Here is a 25,371-nt window from a genome sequence, read left to right on the forward strand (position 1 = left end):
GTAAAATGAGAAGTTATACTGTAAATAAAAACGAAGAAAACCGCGACCGGATAAAAAGTGCTTTGCTTTCTGTCCTGATATGGGCTGCTGTTCTTCTTTTTGTTTTTTTATATAAGCTGAAGCCTAATCTGGAGCAGGAACCGGAAGTGGTAACCACTATGCTTGTCAATTTTGGAGACAACAGAAACGGTAACGGAATTGAAGAGCCTGCCGATCAGCCGGGAAGTCTGGCCGCTGCAACAGAGGAAATAACTCCGGAACCTGCAGAAACGCCTGTTCCTGAGACGAAAACGGTGGTGAAACCAGAGCCTGTACCAGAGCCGAAAAAAGCTGAAGTTAAAGAGAAAATCATTACCGGGAATAATTCTAAAGTAGCAGTTCCTAAAAAAGAAGAATCCAAGAAAGCGGATAATAAAGCTTCAGCCAGTTCGAGCGCTTCAAAAACGACTAAAAAATCCGGAGCAACAACAGCTAATTCAAAAACCGGAAACGGAGACGGAAAAGGAAATGCTGCCATCGGAAACCTGATCCGGGGAAGAGGTACAAAAGCCGGAAGCCAGGGGACAGGAGAGGGAATAGGTAATGCAGGAGACCCTTTAGGCGGAGACGGAAACGGAGACAGTAAAGTGGGAATTGACCGAAAACTGACCGGCTATATTCCGGGAACGATGGGAAGAGGAGGAGCACAACCTTCACACAGCTGTACGGCGAGTGGTTCCATTACCATTGCCTACACCGTTGATAAAGCCGGAAATGTAGTCTCAGCAAGAAGGGCAGGAGGAATTTCTGATCCCTGTGTATCTTCAACATCTGTGGCCTGGGTTAAAAAGTATGTAAAAGCTGAAAAAGCAAGCACATCCTCTACCGGAACCTATAAAATAACATTCTAAAAATACAAAAGCACTTTATTCAAGTGCTTTTTTTATTTCATTGATTCTGTTGATGACAGGAAGGGCAAAGATACCGCTGGTCTGGAGATACATTTCATAAAATGTTTTGGCCTTATCCAGAAAATCATTGTGTTGATCTTGTTTTCCTTTAAAGTAGAAAAGATTTCCCAGCATTTCGTAGTAATCTTTATGATCCCTTTCCTGTTTCTCGCTGACAAGGGTAATCATTTCTTCTTTAGTCATTGAAGAAACTTCGGTAAAGGTCATTTTGAAGATGTCTCTCATCAGCGTATCAAAGTCCAGTTCTTTCTGCATTAAACTTTCTTCAGGCTTGTCTAAAATCAGTTTTTCCAGTGCTTGTGTCAGCTGGCGGATCAGCCTTAGTGTGAATTCTTTATCTGTTATCATGTTATCTAAAAGTTAAGATTTAAGGGTTGAATTTTAAGTTCCGGAACCGGGGCTTATTATTTTTCCTGATTTCTTTCGTGAAAGCTGAATAGAATCATAGTACTCTGAGTGTTCAATAGGGTTGTCAAATACTTTTAAGCCCAGCGAGCTGAAAAAATCCTGATAATTTTTCATATCTGCTGACGGAGGTTTACTGCCTTTAACCTGATTACATTCAAAACAAACGGAAATATGGTTCACAATCTTATCTTGATTTAAAAATAGGATATTATGCCTCGGGTAAAAGCAGTCGGACACTTTCATTGTAGCCTCTTTTTCTTGTTTTCTCCTTCCGCTAAGTATATCATTAAGATTTTTGATCTGAACTGAATTCAATGTTATACTAATGGTATCCTTAAGCTTTTTTACATCAAGTTCTTTATCAAAATTACCGTCATAATAATCCATTGGATTAACTGTTGCAAATGCAATGACTTTATCATATGGGAAATCAATATAATCTTTGAGATTCTGTTGTTTATGAGAATCTTTTACAACTTTATCATTTTTACAGCTAATAAAGAACAGGGCAATGCTGATAAGAGTAAATAAACGGATCATATTATATTACTTTTAAGCAAAAAACAGATAAGCCAGCGCGATGGAAGTGATAACCCCTACCAGATCGGCCAGAAGCATAGCAATTACGGTGTATCTCGTATTTTTCACGGCTACGGCCCCGAAATATACAGCAATCACGTAAAACGTCGTATCTGAGCTTCCCTGAAGCACGGCTGCCAGTTTCCCCTGGAAGCTGTCTGCTCCGAATGTGGCCATTGTATCTACCATCATTCCTCTGGCTCCCGAACCGGATAAAGGCTTGATAAGGGCAGTAGGAAGTCCGTCTACGAATCGCGGATCGAAACCGGCGGTATGGGCTACCCATTTCATTCCGTCAATGATTACATCAAAAACACCGGAAGTTCTTAGCAGTGAGATCGCAATAAGCATTCCTACCAGATAAGGAATGATCTTAACACAGGTGGTAAACCCTTCTTTGGCTCCATCAATAAAGGCATCAAAAACATTGATCTTTTTATAAACAGCACCCAATACAATCGCAAGGAAAATAAACAAAATGAGGCCATTACTAAGTACTTTGCTGAAATCATCCAGCTCATCTTTGCTTAAACGGACCAGATAGAGCACAAGAAGTCCGATTATGGCAGAAATCCCGCCTACATAAGCAATTACTATCGGACGGAGAAGGTTGATCTTCTGGTACAGCGAAACAATAATCATGGCTGCCATTGTTGCGGCAAAAGTAGCGATCATGCACGGAAGAAAAATATCTGTCGGAGTTTTGGAGCCCATTGATGCCCTGATGGCAATAATAGATACAGGAATAAGTGTCATTCCCCCCGCATGAAGGCACAGAAACATAATCTGTGAGTTGCTGGCTGTATCTTTATTGGGATTTAATGTCTGAAGACTTTCCATTGCTTTAAGTCCGAAAGGTGTTGCAGCGTTGTCCAGGCCGAGAAGATTGGCACTGAAATTCATCAGCATATGTCCGAAAGCCGGATGGTTTTTGGGAATGTCCGGAAACAATTTAGAGAAAAAAGGCTGGATAAAACGGCTTAAAAGGTTAATTCCGCCTGCTTTTTCAGCAATACTCATAAATCCCATGAATAACGTCATAATTCCGATGAGGCCAATACAGATTTTTACAGCCGTTTCGGAAGTTCCTATCACTCCGTCTGCTTCCTGAACACGGTAAATTTTTACATTCTGCTTTAAAGAATCTGTTTTATAATGAATTCTGCTGTCTGCAAAATCATTTTTTTTCATCAGGCTGTCCTTAACAACAGGAGAGAGAGCGTTCATAGGCTGAGAGGCGATCTGAACTGTATCTCCGCCTTTTCCCACTACCATATCATTGAAAATGGTCCTGTAATGGTTTGATGAAATGTACTTTATACTGGCAATGGTAATGGCAATGATAATAAAAGCCGACCAAATTCTGCTGAGAACCATCTGATTGATTTAATTGTTTAAACTTATTAAAAATACTTTAAACTGCAAAAGGCACAAAAAAAATTAAACGACTAAGTTTCTATAAAGTTAACAAGATTTGGCTGTGGAGTGCTTTAAGCTTTTTGAAATCATTTGTTTTTATCACAAGGTTCGCAAAGTTTTTTTACTGGAAACCGCAAATATGCATAAGTTTTACCTAATACCACCTTTCTTCGCGGTTAAACCAAAGTTATTCTTCGAGATAGACAAGATATCCCTCAAAGTTATCATCAAGATTCTTCAGCACTTTGGCTTCATCCATTTTTTTAATCAGACCTTCTATAAAGAAGCTTTTTTCAAAAAACTGACGGTGAATTCCGGGAAGAAGCTCCATAAAATAATCCATGCCGATTTGGTTGTTATGCAGATCCATTTTAGTTTCCAATGGTTTATTGGGGAAGAGTTCTTCATGCAAATCGGTCATTTTTTTACAGAAGTCCAGGGCTTTTTGGGGGGAAGAAACTTTACAGCAGTACATCATGATAAAACAGCACCAGAGAGCATGTCTGAATGAGTTTCCGATTCCGTTACTGGATGCTGTTTCAGGAAATTTTTTTTGTGCAATGGCAAAAGCCTGTACCGTTGCATGAAAGCTTAATAACGCAAAAAGAGGATGAGGAAGGACAAGCGATAAAAGACGCATGATCTTTCTAAAGCTCATACTCCGGATGGTATTGAAAAATATCTTAAAAGTCCTCATAAATAAAAATCTCTCCCCAATTAGAGAGAGATTGTATTGTTTTTGTTACAGGTACTATGCTTTTACGGCTAATAAATTAACTGTTTTAGCTACGGTATCCTGAATTTCAGTTCTTTTAACAATGAAGTCTACAAATCCTTTTTCCTGCAGGAATTCAGAGGTTTGGAAGCCTTCCGGAAGGTCTCTTCCGATTGTTTCGCGGATTACTCTAGGTCCGGCAAAACCAATCAGAGCCCCTGGTTCAGCCATAATAATATCTGCAGTCATTGCGAAGGAAGCGGTAATACCTCCAAAAGTAGGATCACACAGATAAGCAATGTATAAAAGTCCGGCTTCTGAAAGCTGAGCTAGTTTAGCCTGAACTTTAGCAAGCTGCATCAGGGAATAGGTAGCTTCCTGCATTCTGGCTCCTCCGGACTGACAGATGATCATGTACGGAAGTTTGTTAGCGATACAATAATCTACTGCTCTTCTGATCTTTTCACCCATCACAGAACCCAGAGATCCTCCAATGAAAGCAAAGTCCATACATGAAACAACCATTTCGGTTCCTTTTACGGTTCCTGTTGCATTTCTTATGGAGTCGGTAAGCTTAGTTTTGGCTTTTACTTCCTTTAAACGGTCTTTATAAGGCTTTGTATCTTTGAAGTTCAGGATATCAATACTTTCAACATTGGCATCCAGTTCTGTGAACTTACCTTCGTCAAAAAGGATATCAAAAAATTCTGCACTTCCTATTCTTACATGAAATCCGTCTTCAGGAGAAACGTAATTATTTCTCTTAAGTTCATCATGTTCCACTATTTTTCCTGATGGAGTCTGGTGCCATAGGCCTTTAGGAACATCCTTTTTTTCATCAGTAGAGGTGGTAATGTTTTTTGCTTTTCTTTTAAACCAGTCGAATGCCATTTTATATTAGTATTAATGTATAAATGTAAAAATGTATTAATGTAAACGTATTCTGATGAATATTTTCACATTAATACAAATGTACAGTTCTTATTTTAAAGTATTTACGTTATTTAAATCTTCAAACGCTTTTACCAGTCTTGTAGAGAAAGTTTCCTCTCCTTTTCTTACCCATACCCTCGGGTCATAGAATTTTTTGTTAGGTTTTTCTTCTCCTTCAGGGTTTCCGATCTGTGATCTCAGGTAATCAATATTGTTTACCATATAATCTCTAACCCCTTCTGTGTAAGCGAACTGAAGGTCAGTATCAATATTCATTTTAATTACGCCGTAGTCAATGGCCTCTCTGATTTCTTCTAATGTAGAACCAGAACCTCCGTGGAATACAAAGTTGATCGGCTTATCTGCTGTTCCGAATTTTTCCTGAACATACTTCTGAGAGTTGTCAAGGATTTTTGGTGTAAGGACTACATTTCCTGGCTTGTAAACTCCGTGTACGTTACCAAAAGCGGCAGCGATAGTAAAGTTATCAGAAACAGCTTTTAATTTTTCGTAGGTATAAGCAATATCTTCCGGCTGTGTGTATAATTTTGAATTGTCTACGTCTGAATTGTCAACACCGTCTTCTTCACCTCCTGTTACTCCGATTTCCACTTCAAGAGTCATCTGAAGTTTAGCCATTCTTTCAAAATATTGAACTGAAATGTCTAAGTTCTCTTCTAAAGATTCCTCAGAAAGATCAAGCATGTGAGATGAATAAAGAGATTTTCCGGTTTGCTTGAAGAATTCTTCATTGGCATCCATTAATCCGTCAATCCAAGGTAGTAATTTCTTGGCACAGTGGTCTGTATGTAAAATTACAGTTGCTCCGTAAGCTTCTGCTAAAGTATGAATATGCTTTGCTCCGGCGATTGCTCCTAAGATGGCAGCCTTCTGTCCGTCATTGCTTAATCCTTTCCCTGCATTAAAGGCAGCTCCTCCATTTGAAAACTGGATAATAACAGGTGAATTTAATTTTGCTGCAGTTTCCATCGTAGCGTTTATGTTGCTAGAACCAATTACGTTTACTGCAGGCAGTGCAAATTTGTTTTCTTTAGCGTACTGAAAAATGTCGGTAACTAACTGACCTGTGGCAACTCCTGCCGGAAAAATTCTGCTCATGTTTTACTTTTTATTTTTATTATTAGGCGTTTTTAAATTCCTGTAAAGGTAATCATTTTTGAGGAATTACTAATTTCTTTTGTCCCTGCCCCAAAGCAGCTTCTGACGGATCGTTTCGTAGAAGCTTAAATGGTTAGGCTGTACCAGAAGGATCTGGAAATCCGCCTTTTTGATGATAATTTCTTTATCGGTTTCAATATGAATCAGCCTGGAGTCCAAAGAAAGGGAATATTGAGGGACTCTGCTTTCTACTTTAAACTTGATCTCCACCCTGTCGTTCACTACCAAAGGTCTCACATTCAGGTTGTGAGGGGCAATAGGAGTAATTACGAAATTCTCGTTATTCGGAGAAATAATCGGTCCGCCGCAACTTAAAGAATAAGCGGTAGAACCTGTAGGTGTGGAAACAATAACTCCGTCACCCCAGAAAACATTCAGAAACTCATCATTAATGTACGAGTCTACGGTAATCATGGACGTGGTTTCTTTTCTTGAAACAGTCACATCATTAAGGGCATACGGGAAAAAATCATCAGATATTGGTGAAACAACCTGAATAACCGCACGCCGGCTTGTTTTAACATCTCCTTTTAAAATGGCATCCAGTTCTTTGAAGGCTTCTTCCTTGGTAAAGCTTGCCAGAAATCCTAGTCTTCCGGTATTTACCCCTACAATCGGAATTTCAAGGTCTTCAATGAAGGTCAGTGAGTTAACGATGGTTCCGTCTCCTCCGAAAGTAAAAAACAGGTCTACTTTCTTATCCAGAAGGTCCTGCTTATTGTTGAAGGTTTCAAATATCTTCGAAAACTGAAGAGCTTCAGCCATTTCATCATACAGAACAGATTTTACACCTCTGTTTTCAAGCTCAGAAATGAACTTGCTTAAATATAAAAAAGTATCGAGGTCTTTTTTCTGGGAGTATATGGCAGCCTTCATGTTATATTTCTATAAATTTTTGGAAAAATCCGAACCGGTTTTTAAACAGATCTGATTTTTCATCAGAATAAAATTTTTCAACAATTCTATAATCGTACCGGTCAAAAGTAGAGTCTATGGAGGATAAATTTTCATTGCTGATCTTAATGGTGACATGAATTACCTCATCCGATATAAAACTGATAAATCCTCCGTAAAATTTAGAATTATTGCTTTCCACAATATTCGCAATTTCTGTCATTGAATATTTTCTGGCCGGGGTTTCTATCGTAAGGATGGCTCCGCTTTCTGAAAATAGCGGATAGCGGGACAGGTCCTGAAAAATATCTTCACTGGTAATATATCCCTGGTATTTTTCATTTTTGTTGATCACCGGAACGACATTGGCATTAAAGGTATGGAACAGGCGAATGCTGTCCATCAGGTTATTATCCTCCAGAATGGTAAATCGTTCAAGCTGATGTTCAAGATCTTTCAGAACTCCATTGGCTTCGTACAGGAAATCTTTAGCGATGGCCCCGTAGAAGTGATGGGATTTTTTGATGAAAATATGAGAATATCCAAAATCTTCTAACGTATTTCTTGCTGATTCTATTGAGTCAGTCAGGCTAAAACACGGAAAGTCCTTTGAGATATAATCCTTGATAAACATTGTGCTAATTTATAAAAAATTAAATGAAATAATTTCTGAAAACAAAACTTTTTTTCTGAAAAAGTAAAAAAAATGAACTTAAAATTTGTTTGTAAGAAAAAAAAAGGTACCTTTGTCGCCTTTCATTTTTACTTTTTATTAGATTTATTTCAAACTGCACTGTCTACTAAGGACATATGCAGTTTTTTTATTTCAGGGCTTTGGCAAATTCCCACATCACAATTCCACCGCATACACTTACATTAAGAGAATGTTTGGTTCCCAGCTGGGGAATTTCAAGGAAGGTATCTATATTCGGAAGGGCTTCATTACTGATTCCTTCTACTTCATTTCCTAGGATCAGGGCATATTTCTTTGAAGGATCAATAGTGAAATCTGTAATCATTCTGCTGTCAGATGTCTGTTCAATGCCGATGATCTCATATCCCAGACTTTTATAGTCACTGATGGCTGTATTAATGTCATTTTCATGGCTCCAGTCCACACTTTCTGTTGCCCCCAGTGCTGCTTTGTGAATCTCACGGTGGGGAGGCTGGGGGGTAATACCGCAGAGGATAATTTTTTCAATCAGAAATGCATCTGCTGTTCTGAAAGCTGCCCCTACATTGTGCATGCTTCTGATATTATCTAAGATAATAACGAGTGGAATTTTCTTAACTTTTTTGAAGGTTTCCACATCTATTCTGTTAAGTTCCTCCAGTTTTAATTTTTGTACCAATGTTTTATTTTGTAGAGATTAATTGACCGTCTTTGTAGACTTCTGTTTTTTCAATGCTTCCGTCTTCACGGTAGTGGATTCTGTTTCCGTGGCGCTTGTCGTTAACAAGTTCTGTTTCCCGCTGAAGCTTTCCGGAAGGATAATAAACCTTCCATTTTCCCTGAGCCAGCCCCTTTTCATAAAACCCAACCTGTTTTACAGATTTTCCGTCTTCGTGATAAAGCTTGCTTTCGCCATCCAGTTTCCCTAATCTGTAATTGGAGACTTCATTTATTTTTCCGTTAGGAGAGTAGAAGGTTGCCGTTGAATTATCATCATAAATGTTTTTTTCACCATTTCTGAAATATTCTCTGGAGGTAAGAACGCCGTTCTGATCATAATAGGTCCATTCTTTAGATTTGTACCCTTTTTTGTTTTCGCCTTTAGCTTTTACTTTTCCGTTCTCATAATAATATACAGCGTCTCCGTCTATTTTACCTTTTTTCCATTCCACGATCTGCTTTACCTGACCGTTTTCATAAAAATCCTTGCAGGAGCCTTCCTGTAAACCGTCTTTAAATCCACAGGGCTTTTGTGCTACGGCCCACGTTGATGCATAAATCAATAGCAAAAAAATGCATTTCATAGATTTTTTTGTTTCAAAAATAGCAAAATAGTTACATTTGATTAAAAATATTAATATGAAAAAAATATCTGTTTTACTGTTGTTGGTATTAGGTTTTATTTTTCCAAAGGCACAAAATACCTATTTTCCGCAAGTGTTTTTTGATAAAAAGATGGCCCGTGACATGCTCAGTTTCGGAAATTCTACAATAGAGGGGGTAGCTTCCACAAAACAAAAGAATAACTGGGGAATCAAGCCTGTATTTGGGACAAAACATTATGCACCCAAAGGAACCGTTGTGATGCTTTTTCCTGTAACCCCTTATTTTGAAGAGTTTTATAATATGAGGAAGAAGTATGAAAACAAAAAAACTACCGTTTATATGTCCGAAGAAGCTTTTAAATACAAACTGGAAGCTTTAACAGACGATCATGGCCGTTTTAAATTTGAAAAACTGAAGCCCGGTAAATATTATCTCGAAACCATCGTTAATTTCACAGCAACAGCCAGCTATCAGCAGCAGACCGGAAGAACAGATTCCTATAACGCGTATGGAGGTTATCTTTATTCCACACCAATTTATCAGACCTTCTTTTACGGGTATTCGGCAGCCAACCGCGAAAGTAAATTTGTAGAGATCAAACAAGACGGCGAACTCAAAGAAATCAACCTTTAAGGTTGGTTTTTATTTTTTACCCATGATCTGATGAACGTTTTTCTCTATATTCTGCGCTAATGTTTCCATCGGAATGTCATTCTCATCATTATTGAAAGGGTCTTCGATCTCCTCTGCGATAAGCTCGAGGCTCATCAGTACATAATAGACAAAAACGGTAAGCGGAATCATGAAAAGCCCTATGGTGATCACATAAGCAATTGGCAATGCAAATACATACAGGATGATAAACTTCTTAATAAAGGAAGAATAGGAATAAGGAATAGGGGTATTCTTAATTCTTTCACATCCTCCGCACACTTCCAGAAAGCCTGATAATTGAGTGTCCAGATAAAGCATTTCAATTTCTGAAATTTTACCCTCTTTTTTTAACTGGTTCAGCTTATGACTTAAAAGGATAATCATTTCACTCGGACCATGATTTTTCAGTGATTTTTCAATTTCAGAATAATCCTCATCCAAAGCCAGTCTTGTGGATTCTTTGGAAAGATGCTTGGCTAAAAAGTGAGGAAAGTATTTTAAATATCTTGAAATCTGTTCTGCATCCTGGCGATTATCTCCAAGAATGGTATTGGTTTTTATGGCAAAATTTCGGGTATCGTTCACCAGTTTTCCCCAAAGCTTTCTCCCTTCCCACCATCGGTCATAAGCCGTGTTGGTTCTGAAAACCAATAAGAGAGATAATACGAAGCCCAGTAAAGAATGAATCATCCCTACATTGCTGATCCCCGATTTTGACGTCAGGTGGAAATATTCCACTTCTAAATACTGAATTCCCCAGGAATATAATCCCACAAGAACCATACTCGGAAACAGAATTTTTAACGTGTCGCTTTTATGTAAACTGAAAAGAATTTTCAGGAAATGTTTAGTATTGTAGACTCTCATAGATTTACTTGGTATTACAAATATAATTTTTTTTCATTTTATCTGTTTTCTCTGCGATGTATCCTGTTTAAAATCTTTTGCTTCTTCTGATACACAATTTTTTTTGATAGGTATGTTACATTTAATACTCTGTTATCCCTCGTAAATTCTGGAGTTTTCAGGAATAAATTGGCAGCTGCTCATGGAAAATGATACCGAATATTCGTTTTAAAGTTTCTGCAGATTTCAAAAAAACACTATTTTTATTTCACATTAAATAACAGAAGAAAAAATGATCCTCGAAAATGTAGATGTTGTTAACGATATCAGCAAAGAAGACTTTCAGAACAACTATTTCAGAAAGCAGAAGCCGCTTCTGATTAAAAACTTTGCAAGCCGTTGGGATGCTTTCGATAAATGGAATTTTGCCTATATCCGTGAAAAAGCGGGTGACCAGGAAGTTCCATTATATGATAATAAGCCGGCTGATGCTTCCAAAAGTTCAGATGCTCCGGTAACACATATGAAAATGAAGGAGTACATTGATACTATTAAAAGCAAACCTTCAGATCTCCGCATTTTTTTCTATATTATTACAGACCGGCTGCCGGAACTGCTGAAAAACTTTACCTATCCGGATCTCGGAATGAAGTTTTTTAAAAGGCTTCCTACTTTGTTTTTCGGAGGCAGTGAAGCTCACGTACTGATGCATTATGATGTGGACCTGGGAGATTTTATGCATATTCATTTTGAAGGAAAAAAGAGAATTCTGCTGTTTGACCAGAAGCAGTCTCCCTTTTTATATAAGGTACCATTATCTGTTCATACCATTTATGAGCTGGATTATGAAAATCCGGATTATGAAAAATTCCCTGCACTTAAATACGCCAAAGGGTATGAAATCTTTATGGAGCATGGGGATGCCCTTTTTATTCCGGGGGCATTCTGGCATTTTAACCGCTATCTGGAACCCGGTTTTTCCCTTTCATTGAGAGCGCTTCCCAACAAGCCGAAAGTTTTTGCCAATATGCTGTATCACGTTTTCATCATGCGGTACACAGATAAGATTCTGCGCAAACTGTTTAAAGAAAAATGGGTGAATTATAAGCAGAAATGGGCCTATGAGAAAAGTTCAGAGGCTTTGGAGAAACATTTGAAAAAAGACAAATAGTTTTTAGAGGAAAGCTGGAAGTTCGGCTTATTTTAAGCTTTAGGGATGACTGTTTTTGATTGGTCGTGGTATTTTAGAGCAGCCGGAAAAAATACTTTTGTCCTTCAGATCTCAAAAAAATCCCTTCTTCCGGCAGCTGGCTTCCTTATTTATTAATCAGCCCAAAAATTTTTGCATCCACAAACTTACCTTTCTCAAAGAAAAAATCGTGAAGTAGGCCTTCTTCCTTAAAGTTGAGAGAGGTTAAAAGTTTTTCAGAGGAGATATTGGCCGGATCAATGAACGCATCTACCCTGTGAAGCTGCATCGTTTCAAATCCAAAGGTCAGAATGGGAAGAATAGCTTCTTTCATATATGAATTTCTCCAGAATGCAGGGTTCAGCTCATATCCGATCTCGGCTTTATAATGGTCTTTGTACCAGTTATGGTATCCGCAGGTTCCTATCACTTTTTTTTCAGATTTCAGCTCTAATGCCCAACGGAATCCCTTTCCCTTTTCAAATTCACCATTGAAATGATTGATGATGTTTTGTGCATCCTGTATGGTTTTAAAAGGAGGCAGGTCATAATATTCCATCACCTCATCAAGAGAAAAGTATTCAAACAGGTCTTCTGCATCATGAAGAGTAAGCTGTCTTAAGATAAGTCTTTCAGTTTCTAATACCGGATAGATCATTAGGATTTATTTTACTGAAAAATACGATAAATATTTTATTTTGAAGGACATGGAAATCAAACAATATCTCAGGATGGCGATTAATTTCCGAACAAATTACAAAGCGTGAATTTATTTTTTTAAATTTGGGCCTCATTTTTTATTATGGCAAAAACGAAGAAGGAAACCCCGTTAATGACGCAGTATAATACCATCAAGGCTAAATACCCTGATGCACTTCTGCTGTTCAGGGTGGGGGACTTTTATGAAACTTTCGGGCAGGATGCCGTGAAAACATCTCAAATCCTGGGTATTGTTCTTACCAAAAGAGCAAACGGGGAAGGCAGTATAGAATTGGCAGGATTTCCACACCATTCGGTAGACTCTTACCTTCCCAAGCTGGTAAGAGCAGGAATGAGAGTAGCCATCTGCGACCAGCTGGAAGATCCGAAAATGGTGAAAGGGATTGTGAAAAGAGGCGTTACAGAATTGGTAACACCGGGGGTTACTTTCAATGATCAGGTACTGAATTCAAAAAAGAATAACTTTCTTCTTGCTTTACATAAAGAAAAGGAAAAATACGGAATAGCCTTAGTAGATGTTTCTACTGGGGAATTTCTGGTGAGTGAAGGAAATTTGGATAAGCTTCTGCACATTGTTAATACTTTTGATCCAAGTGAGATCATTTATCAGAGAAGCGTCCAGATGCCGGAACAGCTGAAAAATAAAAGTGCTTTTAAGCTTGAAGACTGGGCTTTTCAGTATAACTTTGCCTACGAAAAACTTACCTCTCATTTTAAGACCAACTCTTTAAAAGGATTCGGGGTAGAGAATCTTCCGATGGCGATTACAGCTGCAGGAGCTATTTTTGCGTATTTAGTAGAAGATACCCACCACAATCTGCTTGCCCATATCACAAAACTACAGACCATTCCACAGGAAGATTATCTGATGATGGACAGTTTTACCCTGAGAAACCTGGAAATTGTTTATCCAAGCAACCCTCAGGGGAAATCCCTTCTGGATATCATAGATAAAACGTCTACTCCAATGGGAGGAAGATTGTTGAGAAGAAGAATTATTCTTCCTTTAAAATCGGTGGAGGAAATCATGAGAAGACTTTCCCTGATTGACTTTTTAAACGAAAATGACAGTCTGAAATATGAAATCTGCCAGCTGTTGAAATCCATTTCAGACCTTGACCGTCTGATGGGGAAACTGGCCGCAGAGAAAATATCTCCGAAAGAACTGGGATATCTGCGTCAGAGCCTGATTAATATTCATACCATAAAAGGTTTGCTTCATCCGCATGCCGATGTAATGGCGTGGCTGGAACCGCTGTTTGACCTGGAAGAGCTGATTAAGCTATTGCAAAACCGTCTCAACGATGAGCTTCCGGTGAATATTGCCAAAGGAAATATTATTAAGGAGGGGGTTTCTGAGGAATTGGACCGTCTGAGAGGGCTTCAGAGTAAAGGAAGAGGCTTCCTGGATGAAATGTGCCAGAGAGAAATCGAAAGAACGGGAATTTCCAGTCTGAAGATTGATTTTAATAATGTTTTCGGTTATTTTATTGAAGTAAGAAATACACACAAAGATAAAGTTCCGGGCGAATGGGTAAGAAAGCAGACCCTTGTAAATGCAGAACGATACATTACCGAAGAGCTGAAAGAATATGAAAACCAGATTCTTGGTGCTGAGGAAAAAATAGGAATGCTGGAAAATGAGCTGTACAGAAACGTCTGTTCAGAAACCATGATTTATATTGATCAGATTCAGGGGAATTCCAATATTATAGCACAGCTTGATGTGGCGGCAGGTCTTTCCGAACTTGCTGTTTCTGAAAGCTATACCAAGCCTGTTCTGAATGACGGTTTTGCGATTGATCTTAAAGAAGCAAGACACCCGATCATTGAAAATGCACTGCCGCTTGGAGAAAAATATATTCCTAATGACATCTTTTTAGATAAAGACTCACAGCAGATCATTATGGTAACAGGCCCGAATATGGCCGGTAAATCCGCGATTCTTCGTCAGACCGCCATCGTATGTCTTCTGGCGCAGATCGGAAGCTTTGTGCCGGCTAAACATGCCGAGATCGGAATGCTGGATAAGATTTTTACGAGAGTAGGTGCCACTGATAATATTTCTGCCGGTGAATCTACATTCATGGTAGAAATGAATGAAGCTGCCAATATCCTGAACAATATTTCCGAGAGAAGCCTTATCCTTCTGGATGAAATAGGAAGAGGAACTTCTACCTATGACGGGGTTTCTATTGCATGGGCTATTGCAGAATACCTTCACCAGCATCCAAGCCAGGCCAAGACTTTGTTTGCAACACACTATCACGAACTGAATGAGATGACGGTAAACTTTGACCGTGTCAAAAATTTCCACGTTTCTATCCAGGAAAATAAAGGAAATATCATCTTTTTAAGAAAACTGGTTCCGGGTGGAAGTGAACATAGCTTTGGTATCCATGTGGCGAAGCTGGCAGGAATGCCTGCGAAAGTTGTGAACAGGGCCAATGAGATTCTGAAAACGCTTGAAGCAAGCCGTACCCAAGGCGGAAATACCTCAGAAAGCATCAAACGTGTAACAGAAGAGAATATGCAGCTTTCTTTCTTCCAGCTGGATGATCCGGTGCTGGAAAATATCCGGGAAGAGCTTACTAAAATAGATATTAATACATTAACACCTATTGAAGCTTTGATGAAGCTGAATGCGATAAAAAAAATGATTGGAGGTTAATCCAATCATTTTTTATTTCGGAGGATAGGGCTAGCAGCAGTATCCGTCTTTACCTCTCGGCCCTATAATCAGAAAATGACTTACCCCTCTGAGTTTACATAAACCTTCAGCGCATGCTCCGGCTCCTCCGTTAATCTCTCTCAGCTCACCTTTCGTGAGTTTTCTTTTTTGAATACCTGATTTTTTCATATTATTTAGATTGGTGTGCATAATTCAAAACGAAGTGATTAAAATAATATTGTGTGGAAAATAATGAATGATGATTTCCATCTGCAATAATTAAAGCTTCCTGAAGGACAATAAAACGAAAAAATGGGTTCTTATAAAGATTTACTCCCGGTCATTGAATAATTTATTATTTTTGAATATGAAGAACTGGATAACACTATTATTTATCTTTCTCAGTTTCACCGGGATTAAAGCCCAGCAAACTGATCTGAAAGTAATGAAATATGAAGACCTGGAAAAACGTATTCAACAGGAAAATGATAAACTGCTGGTCGTTAATTTCTGGTCTACCACTTGTGCTCCCTGTGTTAAAGAGCTTCCTCATTTTATGGAAGTCAATAACAAAAATTCAGGTAATCCGAAATTTAAAATGATTCTGGTTTCCCTTGACAGGCTGGCAGATAAAGAAAGGGTCATCAAATTTATGAAAAATAAAAACCTGACCGCTGAGGTGATCCTTCTGGATGACATTAAAAGAATGAATACCTGGATCCCAAGGTTTGAAAAAAACTGGGATGGGAATATTCCGGTTACCTTATTCTATAAAAATGGAGAGAAAGTGTATTTCAATGATGGAGAAATGAGCAGGGAAGAGCTGGAAAAAACAATTAACGACAACTTGCAATAAAAAATAGATATGAAAAATTTAAAAATTCTACTGACAGCATGTATCGCCGGATTGGGGCTGCTGAGCTTCACTGCGGTAAATCATAACGATAATAATCCTGTGGAAATAAATACTCCTTCTGCTGTAAAAGGCTATGAAGTAGGGGATGAAGCAACCGATTTTAAATTGAAAAATGTTGATGGAAAAATGGTTTCTCTGAGTGACTTCAAAAGAGCTAAGGGATTTATTGTCATTTTCACCTGTAACCACTGTCCGTATGCTAAAAAATATGAAGACCGGATTATTGAGCTTGATCAGAAATTTAAAAATCAGGGATATCCGGTAATTGCGATCAATCCTAATGACCCCAATGTACAGCCGGAAGACGGATATAAAGAAATGATTGCCCGGGCCAGACAGAAAGGATTTACTTTTCCCTATCTGGTGGATGAAGGACAGAAAATCTATCCACAGTATGGAGCCACTAAGACCCCGCATGTTTTTGTACTGCAGAAAGAGGGAAAGAAAAATATTGTGAAATATATAGGGGCTATTGACAATAATTATGATAATCCGAATGATGTTTCAGAATACTATGTACAGGATGCTGTGAATACACTGCTGAAAGAAGGGACCATAAAAATGCAGAAAACAGTCGCCATCGGATGTACGATAAAAGTAAAGAAATAATATATTTGCTTTACAGTTCAATACTAATAGATCGGTATTCTTAAGGATGCCGATTTTTTATGCCTAAAATTATTAATGACTGCTGAAATCTGACCATGAGCTTTAAATTCAATCTGAAATATCTCTTTCTGACCCTGTTTATTATCCTGATAGAAGTTCTTATTGCGACCAAACTGGCCGGTATATTCTTTGTAAGAGCTTATTTGGGAGATGTTATTGTAGTAATACTCCTGTATACACTGGTGAAAAGCTTTATCAGAATAAATAATGAAAAATTGATCTTCGGGGTCTTCATATTTTCCTGCCTTGTAGAGTTTGCCCAGTATTTTAAGATTGCAGAAAAACTAGGCTTCCGTCCTGGAAGCCTGATGTATATTATAATCGGTAATTCATTTTCATGGATTGATATTCTGTGCTATGCAGCAGGAGGCCTGATCCTTTATCTGTTCATAAAATATAAGCCTCAAAAAACAGATGGGGTTAGTTCAATATAGATTTGTACTAAGAAAGGCAGAAGCTTTCCACATCAGCAATGTATGAAGTACCAGGACTGGTTTTAACTTCCATCCTCCCTCTATTCAAGAACAAAAACAAGAGGCTGCCTCATTCTTGCTTTTACTTTCACTCCATCTTTTTCTGCAGGAATCCATTGGGTAGTTACCATTTTCAGGGCCCGTAAGAACTCATTTTTTACAAGCTCATTTTCAGAAGATTCTATTGCAAACTGGCTCATGCTGCCATCTGGCTCTACTATAAATGTGGCAATTACTTTGGCCGTTTTTATATTCTGCCTGGCAGGAACAGAGGTGCGGAAGTTTTTCAGAATCTTCTGTACAAAGGCTCTGTGTCCTCCGGGAAATTCCGGATTTTTAAAATTGACTAGGGTATCCTGTGGTTTAGGCAGTGGTTCAGAGGGAGGTGAGGTAATCTGGGCAGACGTTGATGCAGCCCAGAACATCATCACAAAAATCAGGAATTTTTTCATCCTGCTAAAATTATCTTCCAAAACTGTCATATTTGTCTTCTGCGTATTTGATAAACCTGTTGAGAAGGGCCACATTTTCTTTTTCCATAGGAGAAAGATCCTGATCTACATTGCCCGAAACAGGAATATACCAGTCGGTCTGTTCAAAAAAGTTTCTGTAGGTTTCCTTTTTGAAAGAATAGCCATGCCTTGCAAACACAGAGTTTTTGATGATTTCAAGATCCAGTTTACGAAGGTTTTTGATATCTTTCTCCGTCAGCTTCTGCTTAGAAGCATTCAGCGTAAACACTGCTTCAGAAGCAACTCTGTTTTTGGATATGGTATAGCTTTCCGTTTTACCGTCACTGTCCGTATATTTTTCTACAAAATCTTTAGGGTTGCTCCAGTCTACAAGATTGGAATCCGGATCAAGCATGAAATTCGGGTTGTAAACAAATTCTTTTTTTGCTAATTTAATTGTCTTTAAAGGCGCTTTTACCGCTTTTTTATTGAATGCATTCCATTTCCCGGTCATGCTGTCGCCAGCCAGCTTTACTTCAAATCTGCCGTCTGTTTTGTCGTTTCCGGGTTCATCCAGTACGAAAGATTTTGAAACTTCATTGAAAACACCTCTTACCGGGCGCTGATTTCCGTTCACGATGCTCTGCCCATACACACTATCCTTTGTAATTCTGTTGATTTTCAGAGAAATTCTTTTGTAAATTCTGCCTTCATATTCAGAACCGTCTGATTCATCAATCATTTTTTCCATTCCGGCAAATTCTCCGGTATAGATTCCATAATATTCTTGGTGAACTTCAGGAATAACGACAGAGTCTTTTTTTGCTGTGAGGGAATCCTGTATTTTCCCGTCTTTTTTGCCTTCCTTTTTGCAGCTCGCCAGCGAAACTGTCAGTAAAGAGATAAAGGTGTAATGTAAAATTTTCATATATGTTTTTTTGAGATTAAGTATTCAATTAAAAGGATATTAGGAATCCAGCCGAGCCAGGCAATGATCTGGTAAACGTCCATAGGATTCGGGTGGAATAAATATACGATAATAACTTTCCATATTCTTAAGGTGACAGCAGATAAAGTGAGGACAAAGCTCCGCCACATCCAATGTTTGTGTTCTGAGAACCGTTTTTGCCTTGCCTGCTGATAAGCTTTATAAGTCGTAAACCACCAGAGTGTACCTAGAATAACAAATGAAATCTTTGATAAAATACCGCCATTCGCAAAAATTCCCATATAAATTCCGGAAGGTGCAGCACAGATCAGAATCAGGAAAATATAGACTTTTCCGGCAGTACGGTGAAAATTCTTTACCCCGAAATTCTTTCTGAGAATAGCCAGAAACCCGGAAAGCAGCACAAAAATACTGGTATAAACATGAGTATAGAAAAAAGAAAGATATTCTGGTCTTTCGTGAACTTCAGTCTGCTTGATCATTAAAAAACTCACATTAGGGTCCAGAGGAATGTATTCCAGTGTGATCTTCAGCATCAGCCAAAAGAAATATCCAAATCCAATGAGTAAAAGGATTGTTAAAATCGAGATATTTTTTCGGGCGAAAAGCATTCTGTTTATTTCAAAAAATACATCAATAAAATATTTAATGCGATTCTGCATTAAATGCCATAGGGATTGTAACCCAAGCTCTGACGGGCTTTCCTTTTAACATAGCTGGCTTCCATTTACCTTTCATAGATTGTATAATGCGGCTCATTTCATTATTCATCCCCTCATCATTTCCTGTTGTTGTGACAGAAGTAATTTTGCCGTCAGCTTCAATCACAAATTTAGTCACAGATTTGACAATACCCGAACCAGTTATTTTAGAACTATTAAATTTTTCCCCAATATAGCTTCTTATTCCTCCCATCCCACCGGGATATTCCGGCGGAATATCTGGATTTACACTTGTATCTTCTGTTGAATTGTTTATTGGAGGGCGTTTTACCTCCTGTACCGTTTGAGAAAATGCAATATTAAAGCCTAAAAGTAAAAAACATAGTAAAAACTTTTTCATAACCTATAAAGTATTTAAATCCTGTGCAATCAGCCATCCTTCACTCCAGCAGGCCTGAAAGTTAAATCCTCCCGTTACCGCATCGATGTTCAGAACTTCGCCAGCAATATAAAAATTCGGAAGCAGTTTTGAAGTCATGTTTTTAAAGTTAATCTCCTTTAAATCAACACCTCCGGCGGTTACAAATTCATCTTTAAAGGTAGATTTCCCTGTTACCTGGAATTTCTTTTTGCAAAGATTTTCCAGTATTTTCTGCATTTCCTTTCCTGAAATATTAGCTACCTGTTTGTTGAGGTCTATTTTTGAAATATTTAGGATTTTCTGCCAGAATCTGTTGGTAATATCAAAGATTTTAGATTGTCCGATGGATTTTTTAGGATTATTTTGTTTAAAGTTCTGAAAAATTTCTTCAGCATCATCTATGGCTATGGAAACAAAATTAACCTCAATCTCAAAATTATACTTAAGCTTTGCAAGGCTAATGGCTTCCCATGCAGAAATCTTCAGAACTGCAGGCCCGGAAAGTCCCCAGTGCGTAATCAACAACGGTCCGCTTTCATCTGTTTTCAGTTGAGGAATTGAAATACCTGCATTTTCAAAGCTGGTTCCCGGAAGGTCTTTTAAAAGATCATCTTTAATATTAAAAGTAAAAAGAGAAGGAACAAGGTCTATGATCTTATGCCCCAGGTTTTCAACAATTTTCAAAGATTTCGGAGAACTTCCGGTAGTGTAAACCACATAGTCTGCCTCGAAGTCTCCCGAATTTGTTTTTATCAGATACTTCTCATTCTGTCTCTCAATCTCTTTTACCGTACATTTGGTTTTTACTTCAACATTTTTATGCTGAACCTCTTTCATGAAAGTATTGATGATGGTTTGTGAAGAATTGCTTTCAGGAAAAGTTCTGTTGTCATTTTCAATTTTCAGGGGTACATTACGCTGATCAAACCATTCCATGGTGTCTCCCGGCTGAAATTTAGTGAAAACACTTAGTAATTCTTTATGTCCTCTGGGATAGAATTGTACCAGCTCCCTGGGATCGAAACAGGCGTGTGTAACGTTACATCTCCCGCCTCCGGAGATTTTTACCTTTTGCAGAACATCTGAATTCTGCTCCAGAATTGTAATATGATATTTCTTTTCGTCAAGATTCGATGCACAGAAAAAACCTGCTGCACCGCCTCCGATAATGATGATCTTTTTCATGTATATGTAATCCTATGCTGAAGATTATTTTTCCAAAAGTACAATTTTTATAAACCATCTTATTTGAGTATTTTTGAAGATTATAATTTAATTATACTAAAAACGATTTTTACATGATTTTCTACCATACATTTGAAGTGCGCTGGAGTGATCTTGATGCCAACAAGCACCTGGCCAACTCATCATACGTTCAGTACTGTGCCCAGGCCAGAATGGCTTTTATGACCAAAGAAAAAATGGGGGTTACCCAATTAAGCAGATGGGGGATAGGACCGGTGATTCTGCATGAAAGATATTCATTTTTCAAAGAAATATATGCGGATCAGACAGTCATTGTAAGTGTAGAAATTGACGGATGCTCCGATGATTCTGCCATCTACCGTTTTGTTCACAAATTCTATACGCCGGATGGTGTACACTGTGCAACAGCTGAGGCTACAGGCGTATGGATTGATATGATGCTGAGAAAAATGACAACACCGCCGGATGATGTGGTGGAAGCAATGAATAAATATAAAAGCCCGGAAACAGTGGTGTTGAGTAAAGAAGATTTCAAAAAATTTCCTTTCCACCCGCATAACATTGATCCGGCAGAATTTACTAAATAATTCAACGTTCAGGTTCAGAGTTTAATGGTTCAGAATTGTTTTGAAAGCATTAATACTTTTACATTGAACATTAATACAAGAAACTATGTTTGAAGATAAATCACAGGAATTAACACCCATTTCAAAACTGGGAGAATTCGGTCTTATTAAGCATCTTACAGAGCATTTTCCTCTTTCCAATGCTTCTTCAGAGCTGGGAGTTGGAGATGATGCGGCTGTTATTAATCCTGAAAATAAGAAAGTGGTCCTTACCACAGATGTCCTGGCAGAAGGAGTGCACTTTAACCTGGGCTATGTTCCGTTAAAGCATTTAGGGTATAAGGCAGTGGTGGTAAACCTCAGCGATATTGCCGCAATGAATGCCGTTCCTGCTCAGATTCTTGTTTCCCTTGCCGTTTCCAACCGTTTTCCGGTGGAGGCATTGGAAGAGATTTATGCCGGAATTCAGGCAGCCTGCGCAAGATACAAAGTAGATTTGATAGGAGGAGATACCACAAGCTCCAATTCGGGACTGGTGATGAGCATTACCGCTGTAGGAATTGAAAATGAAGAAAATATTGTCAAAAGAAGCGGCGCAAAACCTAATGACCTTCTTGTTGTTACGGGAGACTTAGGCGGAGCTTACATGGGACTTCAGATTCTTGAAAGAGAGCATTCCGTTTATCTGGCGAATCCTGATATGCAGCCGGAAATGGAAGGATATGATTATATTCTGGAAAGACAATTGAAGCCTGAGGCAAGAACAGATGTTAAACAGATTCTTGAAGAGCTGGGTATTAAACCTACCTCTATGATTGATATTTCAGATGGTCTGGCCTCTGAAATTCTTCACCTTTCCGATCAGTCTAAAGTAGGATTCAGGCTGTATGAAGAGAAAATCCCTCTGGATAGCCTTACCATCTCTACGGCGGATGAAATGAATTTAAACCCTGTAATGACAGCGTTAAGCGGAGGTGAGGATTACGAGCTGCTCTTTACCATTTCTCCTAATGATTTTGATAAGATTAAAAACCATCCGGATTTTACCATTATAGGACATGCTGTGGAAAAAGAAGACGGAAACTTCATGGTAGCAAGAGGGTCCAATCAGTTAGTTGCCCTTACCGCTCAGGGCTGGGATGCTTTTTTAGGCAGCCAGCAGAACCCATAAAATTATATTTAATTTGAATATTGTAGAAAACCGCAGCACTTTTTTTGCTGTGGTTTTTGTTTACTGTTTTAAAATGCACTGATGATTATACCAGAAAAAGAAATCCCGGTTCACCACCTGACTTCTGAAAAATTTCAGATGAGTACTCTGAGAATGGCTGGTCCGGAGAATTTTCATGATGTTCACCGGCACAATTTTTTTGAAATTATCTGGTTCAGAGAGGTGTATGAAAACAGCCGCCTGGAACTGGATTTTGAAAGCTATCAGCTGGAGAACAACCAAATCTGCATCATAGCACCAGGGCAGGCATTCAACATGAAACTGAGAGGAGAAGAAGGGTATGCAATGGCGATAAGCCGGGAAATTTTCAGTGAAGCCTGCGATATAGAGTCGGTGCTCACAGGAGGAGTACTTCCCTTTTTTTTACATCCTGACAATGAAAAAATCTGTGCTACAATCATATCATTGATTGAGCAGGAATATAAAGCCACATCAAGAACTGAGCTCTTGAAGGCCTATCTGAAGGCACTCTGCATCATCATCGGAGAACAGATTACTCCTCCTGAGCCTTTATTAAATGACCGCCAGCGCGTTCATGAGCTGATGGGCCTCATTGAGAAGCATTATATTGTGCATAAAGAAACAGCTTTCTATGCTGAGAAATTAAAGATAAGTGCCCATCATCTTAATGATATTGTCCGTATTTCGAGAGGGACAACGGTAAAAAAAATGATTTCCCAACGTCTTATTCTGGAGGCCAAAAGAGAACTCAGCTTTGGAGCTCTCACCGTGAAAGAAATTGCTTTCAAGCTCGGTTTTAATGATGCTTCATATTTTTCAAGGTTTTTCAAGAAGCATACCGGCCGGAATCCCGATAGCTTTAAGAATAATGAAAAAAGGTGATCCTCAATATTTACAGCTTGATTGGATTTAAATGAGCCTGTTTCATTTTATTCTGAATTTAAATCCTCAGTTTGTCCTATACTTCCTCCATTTCTTTTATTGTAAGTTTTTGCTTTTTCGGGCATTTTTGCACACTGAAAAAATCGCCTGCGAAGGCTTATTGTTATTTATGAAGAAGTTAAATATTGTAGTGTTTATTTTAGCGCTGCTCAACACATTGGAGTCTTTGAGTATAGACCTTTATCTGCCTGCTTTCCCAAGCATGGCCCAAATTTTCGGAACAGATATAGGACATATTCAGATTTCAATTTCAGTGTTTTTTGCAGGATTTGCCTTTGGCCAGCTGCTTTGGGGGCCTTTGTCTGATAAAACAGGTCGGAAGCCTATGCTGTACTGCGGGCTTTTGCTTTTCATTGCAGGAACTATCGCTATATTTTTCACTGCCAATATTTATGTTTTATGGATAATGCGTTTTCTTCAGGCTTTTGGCGGAAGTGCCGGTATTGTGATTGGAAGGGCTATTGTGATTGATCTGTATGATAAACAAAAGTCAGTGGCTATTTTTTCCCAGCAGTCCCAGATCAGTGGTATTGCGCCCATTATTGCACCATTGCTGGGGAGCGTATTCCTTAAGTTCTGGGGCTGGAACAGTTCGTTTGCTTTTCTGGGCATATTAGGAATGATTACTTTGTTTATGGTAATCAGATATATTCCTGAAACCAATTCAAAAACGGAAATTCAGGATAAAACAGAAGGCGGAAGAGGGTTAAAAGATCAGCTGAAACTGATTCTTTCCAATAAAGATTTTATCAATAATACGATGATTGGGAGTATTGCTTTTGCCTCTCTGATTATTTATATTTCCAATGCGCCTTTTCTTTTTATGAAGCTTCATGGCTTCTCCAGCGGGGTATTCAGCCTGATATTCGGGTTTAATTCATTGGCTTTAATTACAGCTGCGTATCTTACCCCAAAGCTGGTTAAAAGGATAAGAGATACCAAACTTCTGTTCATTGCTACCATTCTGTTATTATCTGTCTGCAGTCTTCATATCCTTATTGCAGCCGGAGACCTTTCTGTAGCTTTAGAAATAGGGATGCTGTATCTGTCATTGCTGGCTATAGGGATTCTGTTTCCTATTACTTCTGCCCATGCACTGTCTCCTTTTAAAGAGGGAAGGGGAACAGCAGCAGCTGTTATGGGATTCATGCAGTTGATGGTTACTTTTCTGCTGTCAGGATTAGCCGGATTTTTAGAATCGGATTCTATCATCCCAATGGTGGTGATGAGGGCGGGAATTGCCCTGATTGCTGTGTGGTTCGGCTGGCGTTCCTTTACGGGTAAAAAGGGGATTGTTTAATGGGCGGAAGAGACAAAAAAAGTTGTTATAGATAGCATATAAAAAACCGGATGAATATTCTTCCGGTTATTTTTTTTAATAAGGCTGCTCTTCACAGTTTTGTATGGGCTGACAGCCTCCGCCTCCGCCGCCGGGGTTTCCTCCTCCAGCAGATACACAGGTTCCGGGATTTCCGTCATCGGCCATTTCACATGCTTTTCCAAAAGAGCATTCGCAATCAGACCAGCAATAAGCGGAATCTCCGTTCATATGGCAGCCGTTTCCGCCGCTTCCGAGAATTAAAGTAAGATCCTTTCTTAAAAGTTTTTTCATTGTTTTCATAATAAAGTTGTTAATGATTGGTAGTGAGGTAAATATAGAAAAAAAATAAAGAGGCTGTCTCAAAAGTACCCCATCTCTCGAACTCCTGTCTGACAACTTTTGTTGTTTAGGAGATTCTCAGAGCGTTAGTTTACCTTTTGAGACAG

30 protein-coding genes are annotated in these 25,371 nt (G+C 38.6%); 11 read left to right on the forward strand and 19 right to left on the reverse strand.

Going from position 1 to position 25,371, the window contains the following annotated elements; translation table 11 throughout:
- The first annotated feature begins 5 nt into the window (after positions 1 to 5).
- The gene (locus AOB46_RS14550) at positions 6 to 890 is read left to right on the forward strand and encodes a hypothetical protein (RefSeq protein WP_062700618.1); all 885 of its coding nucleotides are present in this window, start codon (positions 6 to 8) and stop codon (positions 888 to 890) included.
- A 15-nt stretch (positions 891 to 905) separates the two neighbouring features.
- Here AOB46_RS14550 and AOB46_RS14555 read toward each other — a convergent pair whose 3' ends face one another.
- The 10 genes from AOB46_RS14555 to AOB46_RS14600 form a co-directional block, all read right to left on the reverse strand.
- Positions 906 to 1,298 (reverse strand): hypothetical protein, encoded by a 393-nt coding sequence (locus AOB46_RS14555; protein ID WP_062700620.1) that lies wholly within the window; start codon positions 1,296 to 1,298, stop codon positions 906 to 908.
- Positions 1,299 to 1,331: 33 nt separating this feature from the next.
- On the reverse strand, positions 1,332 to 1,898 hold the full coding sequence (locus tag AOB46_RS14560) for a hypothetical protein (RefSeq protein WP_062700622.1): 567 nt from the start codon (positions 1,896 to 1,898) through the stop codon (positions 1,332 to 1,334).
- A 12-nt stretch (positions 1,899 to 1,910) separates the two neighbouring features.
- Positions 1,911 to 3,314, reverse strand: coding sequence for a nucleoside recognition domain-containing protein (locus tag AOB46_RS14565; protein WP_062700623.1), 1,404 nt, complete (start codon positions 3,312 to 3,314; stop codon positions 1,911 to 1,913).
- Between the two features lie 229 nt (positions 3,315 to 3,543).
- On the reverse strand, positions 3,544 to 4,053 hold the full coding sequence (locus AOB46_RS14570) for a DUF6973 domain-containing protein (RefSeq protein WP_062700625.1): 510 nt from the start codon (positions 4,051 to 4,053) through the stop codon (positions 3,544 to 3,546).
- A 54-nt stretch (positions 4,054 to 4,107) separates the two neighbouring features.
- The gene (gene accD, locus AOB46_RS14575) at positions 4,108 to 4,962 is read right to left on the reverse strand and encodes an acetyl-CoA carboxylase, carboxyltransferase subunit beta (RefSeq protein WP_062700627.1); all 855 of its coding nucleotides are present in this window, start codon (positions 4,960 to 4,962) and stop codon (positions 4,108 to 4,110) included.
- A gap of 90 nt (positions 4,963 to 5,052) precedes the next feature.
- Positions 5,053 to 6,123, reverse strand: coding sequence for a class II fructose-bisphosphate aldolase (gene fbaA / locus AOB46_RS14580; protein ID WP_062700630.1), 1,071 nt, complete (start codon positions 6,121 to 6,123; stop codon positions 5,053 to 5,055).
- A 69-nt stretch (positions 6,124 to 6,192) separates the two neighbouring features.
- Positions 6,193 to 7,059 (reverse strand): NAD kinase, encoded by an 867-nt coding sequence (locus tag AOB46_RS14585; RefSeq protein ID WP_062700632.1) that lies wholly within the window; start codon positions 7,057 to 7,059, stop codon positions 6,193 to 6,195.
- A gap of 1 nt (position 7,060) precedes the next feature.
- On the reverse strand, positions 7,061 to 7,711 hold the full coding sequence (locus AOB46_RS14590) for a CBS domain-containing protein (protein ID WP_062700634.1): 651 nt from the start codon (positions 7,709 to 7,711) through the stop codon (positions 7,061 to 7,063).
- Between the two features lie 187 nt (positions 7,712 to 7,898).
- On the reverse strand, positions 7,899 to 8,429 hold the full coding sequence (locus AOB46_RS14595; RefSeq protein ID WP_062700636.1) for an RNA methyltransferase: 531 nt from the start codon (positions 8,427 to 8,429) through the stop codon (positions 7,899 to 7,901).
- Between the two features lie 4 nt (positions 8,430 to 8,433).
- The gene (locus tag AOB46_RS14600; RefSeq protein WP_062700638.1) at positions 8,434 to 9,054 is read right to left on the reverse strand and encodes a toxin-antitoxin system YwqK family antitoxin; all 621 of its coding nucleotides are present in this window, start codon (positions 9,052 to 9,054) and stop codon (positions 8,434 to 8,436) included.
- A gap of 55 nt (positions 9,055 to 9,109) precedes the next feature.
- Between AOB46_RS14600 and AOB46_RS14605 the strand changes: the two genes are divergently transcribed.
- Entirely contained in the window at positions 9,110 to 9,709 is a 600-nt protein-coding gene (locus AOB46_RS14605; RefSeq protein WP_062700640.1) for a hypothetical protein, read from the forward strand.
- Positions 9,710 to 9,718: 9 nt separating this feature from the next.
- On the opposite strand, the gene AOB46_RS14610 is transcribed toward AOB46_RS14605, so the two are convergent.
- Complete coding sequence (locus AOB46_RS14610; protein ID WP_062700642.1) at positions 9,719 to 10,597, reverse strand: bestrophin family protein; 879 nt, start codon at positions 10,595 to 10,597, stop codon at positions 9,719 to 9,721.
- A gap of 271 nt (positions 10,598 to 10,868) precedes the next feature.
- Between AOB46_RS14610 and AOB46_RS14615 the strand changes: the two genes are divergently transcribed.
- A complete protein-coding gene (locus tag AOB46_RS14615) occupies positions 10,869 to 11,747 on the forward strand; it encodes a cupin-like domain-containing protein (protein WP_062700644.1) in 879 nt (292 codons plus the stop codon).
- Between the two features lie 145 nt (positions 11,748 to 11,892).
- Here AOB46_RS14615 and AOB46_RS14620 read toward each other — a convergent pair whose 3' ends face one another.
- Positions 11,893 to 12,423 carry a GNAT family N-acetyltransferase gene (locus AOB46_RS14620; RefSeq protein WP_062700646.1) on the reverse strand — a complete coding sequence of 177 codons (531 nt, stop codon included), beginning with the start codon at positions 12,421 to 12,423 and terminating at the stop codon, positions 11,893 to 11,895.
- Between the two features lie 144 nt (positions 12,424 to 12,567).
- Between AOB46_RS14620 and mutS the strand changes: the two genes are divergently transcribed.
- Entirely contained in the window at positions 12,568 to 15,156 is a 2,589-nt protein-coding gene (gene mutS, locus AOB46_RS14625) for a DNA mismatch repair protein MutS (protein ID WP_062700648.1), read from the forward strand.
- Positions 15,157 to 15,186: 30 nt separating this feature from the next.
- Here the strand turns inward: mutS and AOB46_RS23400 are convergent, their stop codons facing one another.
- Entirely contained in the window at positions 15,187 to 15,345 is a 159-nt protein-coding gene (locus AOB46_RS23400) for a hypothetical protein (RefSeq protein WP_157845067.1), read from the reverse strand.
- Between the two features lie 178 nt (positions 15,346 to 15,523).
- Here AOB46_RS23400 and AOB46_RS14630 point away from each other — a divergent pair, with 178 nt between their 5' ends.
- The 3 genes from AOB46_RS14630 to AOB46_RS14640 all read left to right on the forward strand — a co-directional run bounded on the left by AOB46_RS14630 (position 15,524) and on the right by AOB46_RS14640 (position 17,175).
- Positions 15,524 to 16,012, forward strand: a complete 489-nt coding sequence (locus AOB46_RS14630; protein WP_062700650.1) for a TlpA family protein disulfide reductase — start codon at positions 15,524 to 15,526, stop codon at positions 16,010 to 16,012.
- A 9-nt stretch (positions 16,013 to 16,021) separates the two neighbouring features.
- Positions 16,022 to 16,681, forward strand: coding sequence for a thioredoxin family protein (locus AOB46_RS14635; RefSeq protein WP_062700652.1), 660 nt, complete (start codon positions 16,022 to 16,024; stop codon positions 16,679 to 16,681).
- Positions 16,682 to 16,776: 95 nt separating this feature from the next.
- Positions 16,777 to 17,175 carry a DUF2809 domain-containing protein gene (locus AOB46_RS14640; RefSeq protein WP_062700654.1) on the forward strand — a complete coding sequence of 133 codons (399 nt, stop codon included), beginning with the start codon at positions 16,777 to 16,779 and terminating at the stop codon, positions 17,173 to 17,175.
- Positions 17,176 to 17,255: 80 nt separating this feature from the next.
- On the opposite strand, the gene AOB46_RS14645 is transcribed toward AOB46_RS14640, so the two are convergent.
- From AOB46_RS14645 to AOB46_RS14665, 5 genes are read right to left on the reverse strand one after another with little or no spacing between them, the layout of a single operon-like run.
- Positions 17,256 to 17,666, reverse strand: a complete 411-nt coding sequence (locus tag AOB46_RS14645; protein ID WP_131724389.1) for an energy transducer TonB — start codon at positions 17,664 to 17,666, stop codon at positions 17,256 to 17,258.
- Between the two features lie 10 nt (positions 17,667 to 17,676).
- The gene (locus tag AOB46_RS14650) at positions 17,677 to 18,594 is read right to left on the reverse strand and encodes a YARHG domain-containing protein (protein ID WP_062700658.1); all 918 of its coding nucleotides are present in this window, start codon (positions 18,592 to 18,594) and stop codon (positions 17,677 to 17,679) included.
- Positions 18,591 to 19,277: a DUF2306 domain-containing protein gene (locus AOB46_RS14655; protein ID WP_241489221.1), complete on the reverse strand. Its 687-nt coding sequence runs from the start codon at positions 19,275 to 19,277 to the stop codon at positions 18,591 to 18,593. Before AOB46_RS14655 ends, AOB46_RS14650 begins: the two co-directional genes overlap by 4 nt.
- Positions 19,261 to 19,677: an energy transducer TonB gene (locus tag AOB46_RS14660; RefSeq protein WP_062700660.1), complete on the reverse strand. Its 417-nt coding sequence runs from the start codon at positions 19,675 to 19,677 to the stop codon at positions 19,261 to 19,263. Before AOB46_RS14660 ends, AOB46_RS14655 begins: the two co-directional genes overlap by 17 nt.
- A 3-nt stretch (positions 19,678 to 19,680) precedes the next feature.
- On the reverse strand, positions 19,681 to 20,883 hold the full coding sequence (locus AOB46_RS14665; protein WP_062700662.1) for an NAD(P)/FAD-dependent oxidoreductase: 1,203 nt from the start codon (positions 20,881 to 20,883) through the stop codon (positions 19,681 to 19,683).
- 113 nt (positions 20,884 to 20,996) lie between these two features.
- Here AOB46_RS14665 and AOB46_RS14670 point away from each other — a divergent pair, with 113 nt between their 5' ends.
- The 4 genes from AOB46_RS14670 (at position 20,997) to AOB46_RS14685 (ending at position 24,904) form a co-directional block, all read left to right on the forward strand.
- Positions 20,997 to 21,491 carry an acyl-CoA thioesterase gene (locus AOB46_RS14670; RefSeq protein WP_062700664.1) on the forward strand — a complete coding sequence of 165 codons (495 nt, stop codon included), beginning with the start codon at positions 20,997 to 20,999 and terminating at the stop codon, positions 21,489 to 21,491.
- Positions 21,492 to 21,576: 85 nt separating this feature from the next.
- Positions 21,577 to 22,641 (forward strand): thiamine-phosphate kinase, encoded by a 1,065-nt coding sequence (thiL, locus tag AOB46_RS14675; protein WP_062700666.1) that lies wholly within the window; start codon positions 21,577 to 21,579, stop codon positions 22,639 to 22,641.
- Between the two features lie 81 nt (positions 22,642 to 22,722).
- The gene (locus AOB46_RS14680; RefSeq protein WP_062700667.1) at positions 22,723 to 23,544 is read left to right on the forward strand and encodes an AraC family transcriptional regulator; all 822 of its coding nucleotides are present in this window, start codon (positions 22,723 to 22,725) and stop codon (positions 23,542 to 23,544) included.
- 169 nt (positions 23,545 to 23,713) lie between these two features.
- On the forward strand, positions 23,714 to 24,904 hold the full coding sequence (locus AOB46_RS14685; protein WP_157845068.1) for a multidrug effflux MFS transporter: 1,191 nt from the start codon (positions 23,714 to 23,716) through the stop codon (positions 24,902 to 24,904).
- A 75-nt stretch (positions 24,905 to 24,979) separates the two neighbouring features.
- Here AOB46_RS14685 and AOB46_RS14690 read toward each other — a convergent pair whose 3' ends face one another.
- Positions 24,980 to 25,216 carry a hypothetical protein gene (locus AOB46_RS14690; protein ID WP_131724390.1) on the reverse strand — a complete coding sequence of 79 codons (237 nt, stop codon included), beginning with the start codon at positions 25,214 to 25,216 and terminating at the stop codon, positions 24,980 to 24,982.
- Positions 25,217 to 25,371 lie beyond the last annotated feature (155 nt).

It is taken from the genome of Chryseobacterium indologenes (assembly GCF_001295265.1).
In the GTDB taxonomy this organism is placed as follows: Bacteria; Bacteroidota; Bacteroidia; order Flavobacteriales; family Weeksellaceae; genus Chryseobacterium; species Chryseobacterium indologenes_A.

Bases quoted from the DNA above. Each gene is read 5' to 3' on its own strand.
- AOB46_RS14665 (WP_062700662.1), bottom strand. From the start codon at position 20,883: ATGAAAAAGATCATCATTATCGGAGGCGGTGCAGCAGGTTTTTTCTGT.
- mutS (WP_062700648.1), top strand. From the start codon at position 12,568: ATGGCAAAAACGAAGAAGGAAACCCCGTTAATGACGCAGTATAATACC.
- AOB46_RS14610 (WP_062700642.1), bottom strand. From the start codon at position 10,597: ATGAGAGTCTACAATACTAAACATTTCCTGAAAATTCTTTTCAGTTTA.
- AOB46_RS14570 (WP_062700625.1), bottom strand. From the start codon at position 4,053: ATGAGGACTTTTAAGATATTTTTCAATACCATCCGGAGTATGAGCTTT.
- AOB46_RS14600 (WP_062700638.1), bottom strand. From the start codon at position 9,054: ATGAAATGCATTTTTTTGCTATTGATTTATGCATCAACGTGGGCCGTA.
- AOB46_RS14680 (WP_062700667.1), top strand. From the start codon at position 22,723: ATGATTATACCAGAAAAAGAAATCCCGGTTCACCACCTGACTTCTGAA.
- accD (WP_062700627.1), bottom strand. From the start codon at position 4,962: ATGGCATTCGACTGGTTTAAAAGAAAAGCAAAAAACATTACCACCTCT.
- AOB46_RS14660 (WP_062700660.1), bottom strand. From the start codon at position 19,677: ATGAAAAAGTTTTTACTATGTTTTTTACTTTTAGGCTTTAATATTGCA.
- AOB46_RS14585 (WP_062700632.1), bottom strand. From the start codon at position 7,059: ATGAAGGCTGCCATATACTCCCAGAAAAAAGACCTCGATACTTTTTTA.
- AOB46_RS14640 (WP_062700654.1), top strand. From the start codon at position 16,777: ATGAGCTTTAAATTCAATCTGAAATATCTCTTTCTGACCCTGTTTATT.
- AOB46_RS14605 (WP_062700640.1), top strand. From the start codon at position 9,110: ATGAAAAAAATATCTGTTTTACTGTTGTTGGTATTAGGTTTTATTTTT.
- fbaA (WP_062700630.1), bottom strand. From the start codon at position 6,123: ATGAGCAGAATTTTTCCGGCAGGAGTTGCCACAGGTCAGTTAGTTACC.
- AOB46_RS14555 (WP_062700620.1), bottom strand. From the start codon at position 1,298: ATGATAACAGATAAAGAATTCACACTAAGGCTGATCCGCCAGCTGACA.
- AOB46_RS14645 (WP_131724389.1), bottom strand. From the start codon at position 17,666: ATGAAAAAATTCCTGATTTTTGTGATGATGTTCTGGGCTGCATCAACG.
- AOB46_RS14670 (WP_062700664.1), top strand. From the start codon at position 20,997: ATGATTTTCTACCATACATTTGAAGTGCGCTGGAGTGATCTTGATGCC.
- AOB46_RS14650 (WP_062700658.1), bottom strand. From the start codon at position 18,594: ATGAAAATTTTACATTACACCTTTATCTCTTTACTGACAGTTTCGCTG.
- AOB46_RS23400 (WP_157845067.1), bottom strand. From the start codon at position 15,345: ATGAAAAAATCAGGTATTCAAAAAAGAAAACTCACGAAAGGTGAGCTG.
- AOB46_RS14685 (WP_157845068.1), top strand. From the start codon at position 23,714: ATGAAGAAGTTAAATATTGTAGTGTTTATTTTAGCGCTGCTCAACACA.
- AOB46_RS14630 (WP_062700650.1), top strand. From the start codon at position 15,524: ATGAAGAACTGGATAACACTATTATTTATCTTTCTCAGTTTCACCGGG.
- AOB46_RS14620 (WP_062700646.1), bottom strand. From the start codon at position 12,423: ATGATCTATCCGGTATTAGAAACTGAAAGACTTATCTTAAGACAGCTT.
- AOB46_RS14635 (WP_062700652.1), top strand. From the start codon at position 16,022: ATGAAAAATTTAAAAATTCTACTGACAGCATGTATCGCCGGATTGGGG.
- AOB46_RS14615 (WP_062700644.1), top strand. From the start codon at position 10,869: ATGATCCTCGAAAATGTAGATGTTGTTAACGATATCAGCAAAGAAGAC.
- thiL (WP_062700666.1), top strand. From the start codon at position 21,577: ATGTTTGAAGATAAATCACAGGAATTAACACCCATTTCAAAACTGGGA.
- AOB46_RS14690 (WP_131724390.1), bottom strand. From the start codon at position 25,216: ATGAAAAAACTTTTAAGAAAGGATCTTACTTTAATTCTCGGAAGCGGC.
- AOB46_RS14565 (WP_062700623.1), bottom strand. From the start codon at position 3,314: ATGGTTCTCAGCAGAATTTGGTCGGCTTTTATTATCATTGCCATTACC.
- AOB46_RS14560 (WP_062700622.1), bottom strand. From the start codon at position 1,898: ATGATCCGTTTATTTACTCTTATCAGCATTGCCCTGTTCTTTATTAGC.
- AOB46_RS14590 (WP_062700634.1), bottom strand. From the start codon at position 7,711: ATGTTTATCAAGGATTATATCTCAAAGGACTTTCCGTGTTTTAGCCTG.
- AOB46_RS14550 (WP_062700618.1), top strand. From the start codon at position 6: ATGAGAAGTTATACTGTAAATAAAAACGAAGAAAACCGCGACCGGATA.
- AOB46_RS14655 (WP_241489221.1), bottom strand. From the start codon at position 19,277: ATGCAGAATCGCATTAAATATTTTATTGATGTATTTTTTGAAATAAAC.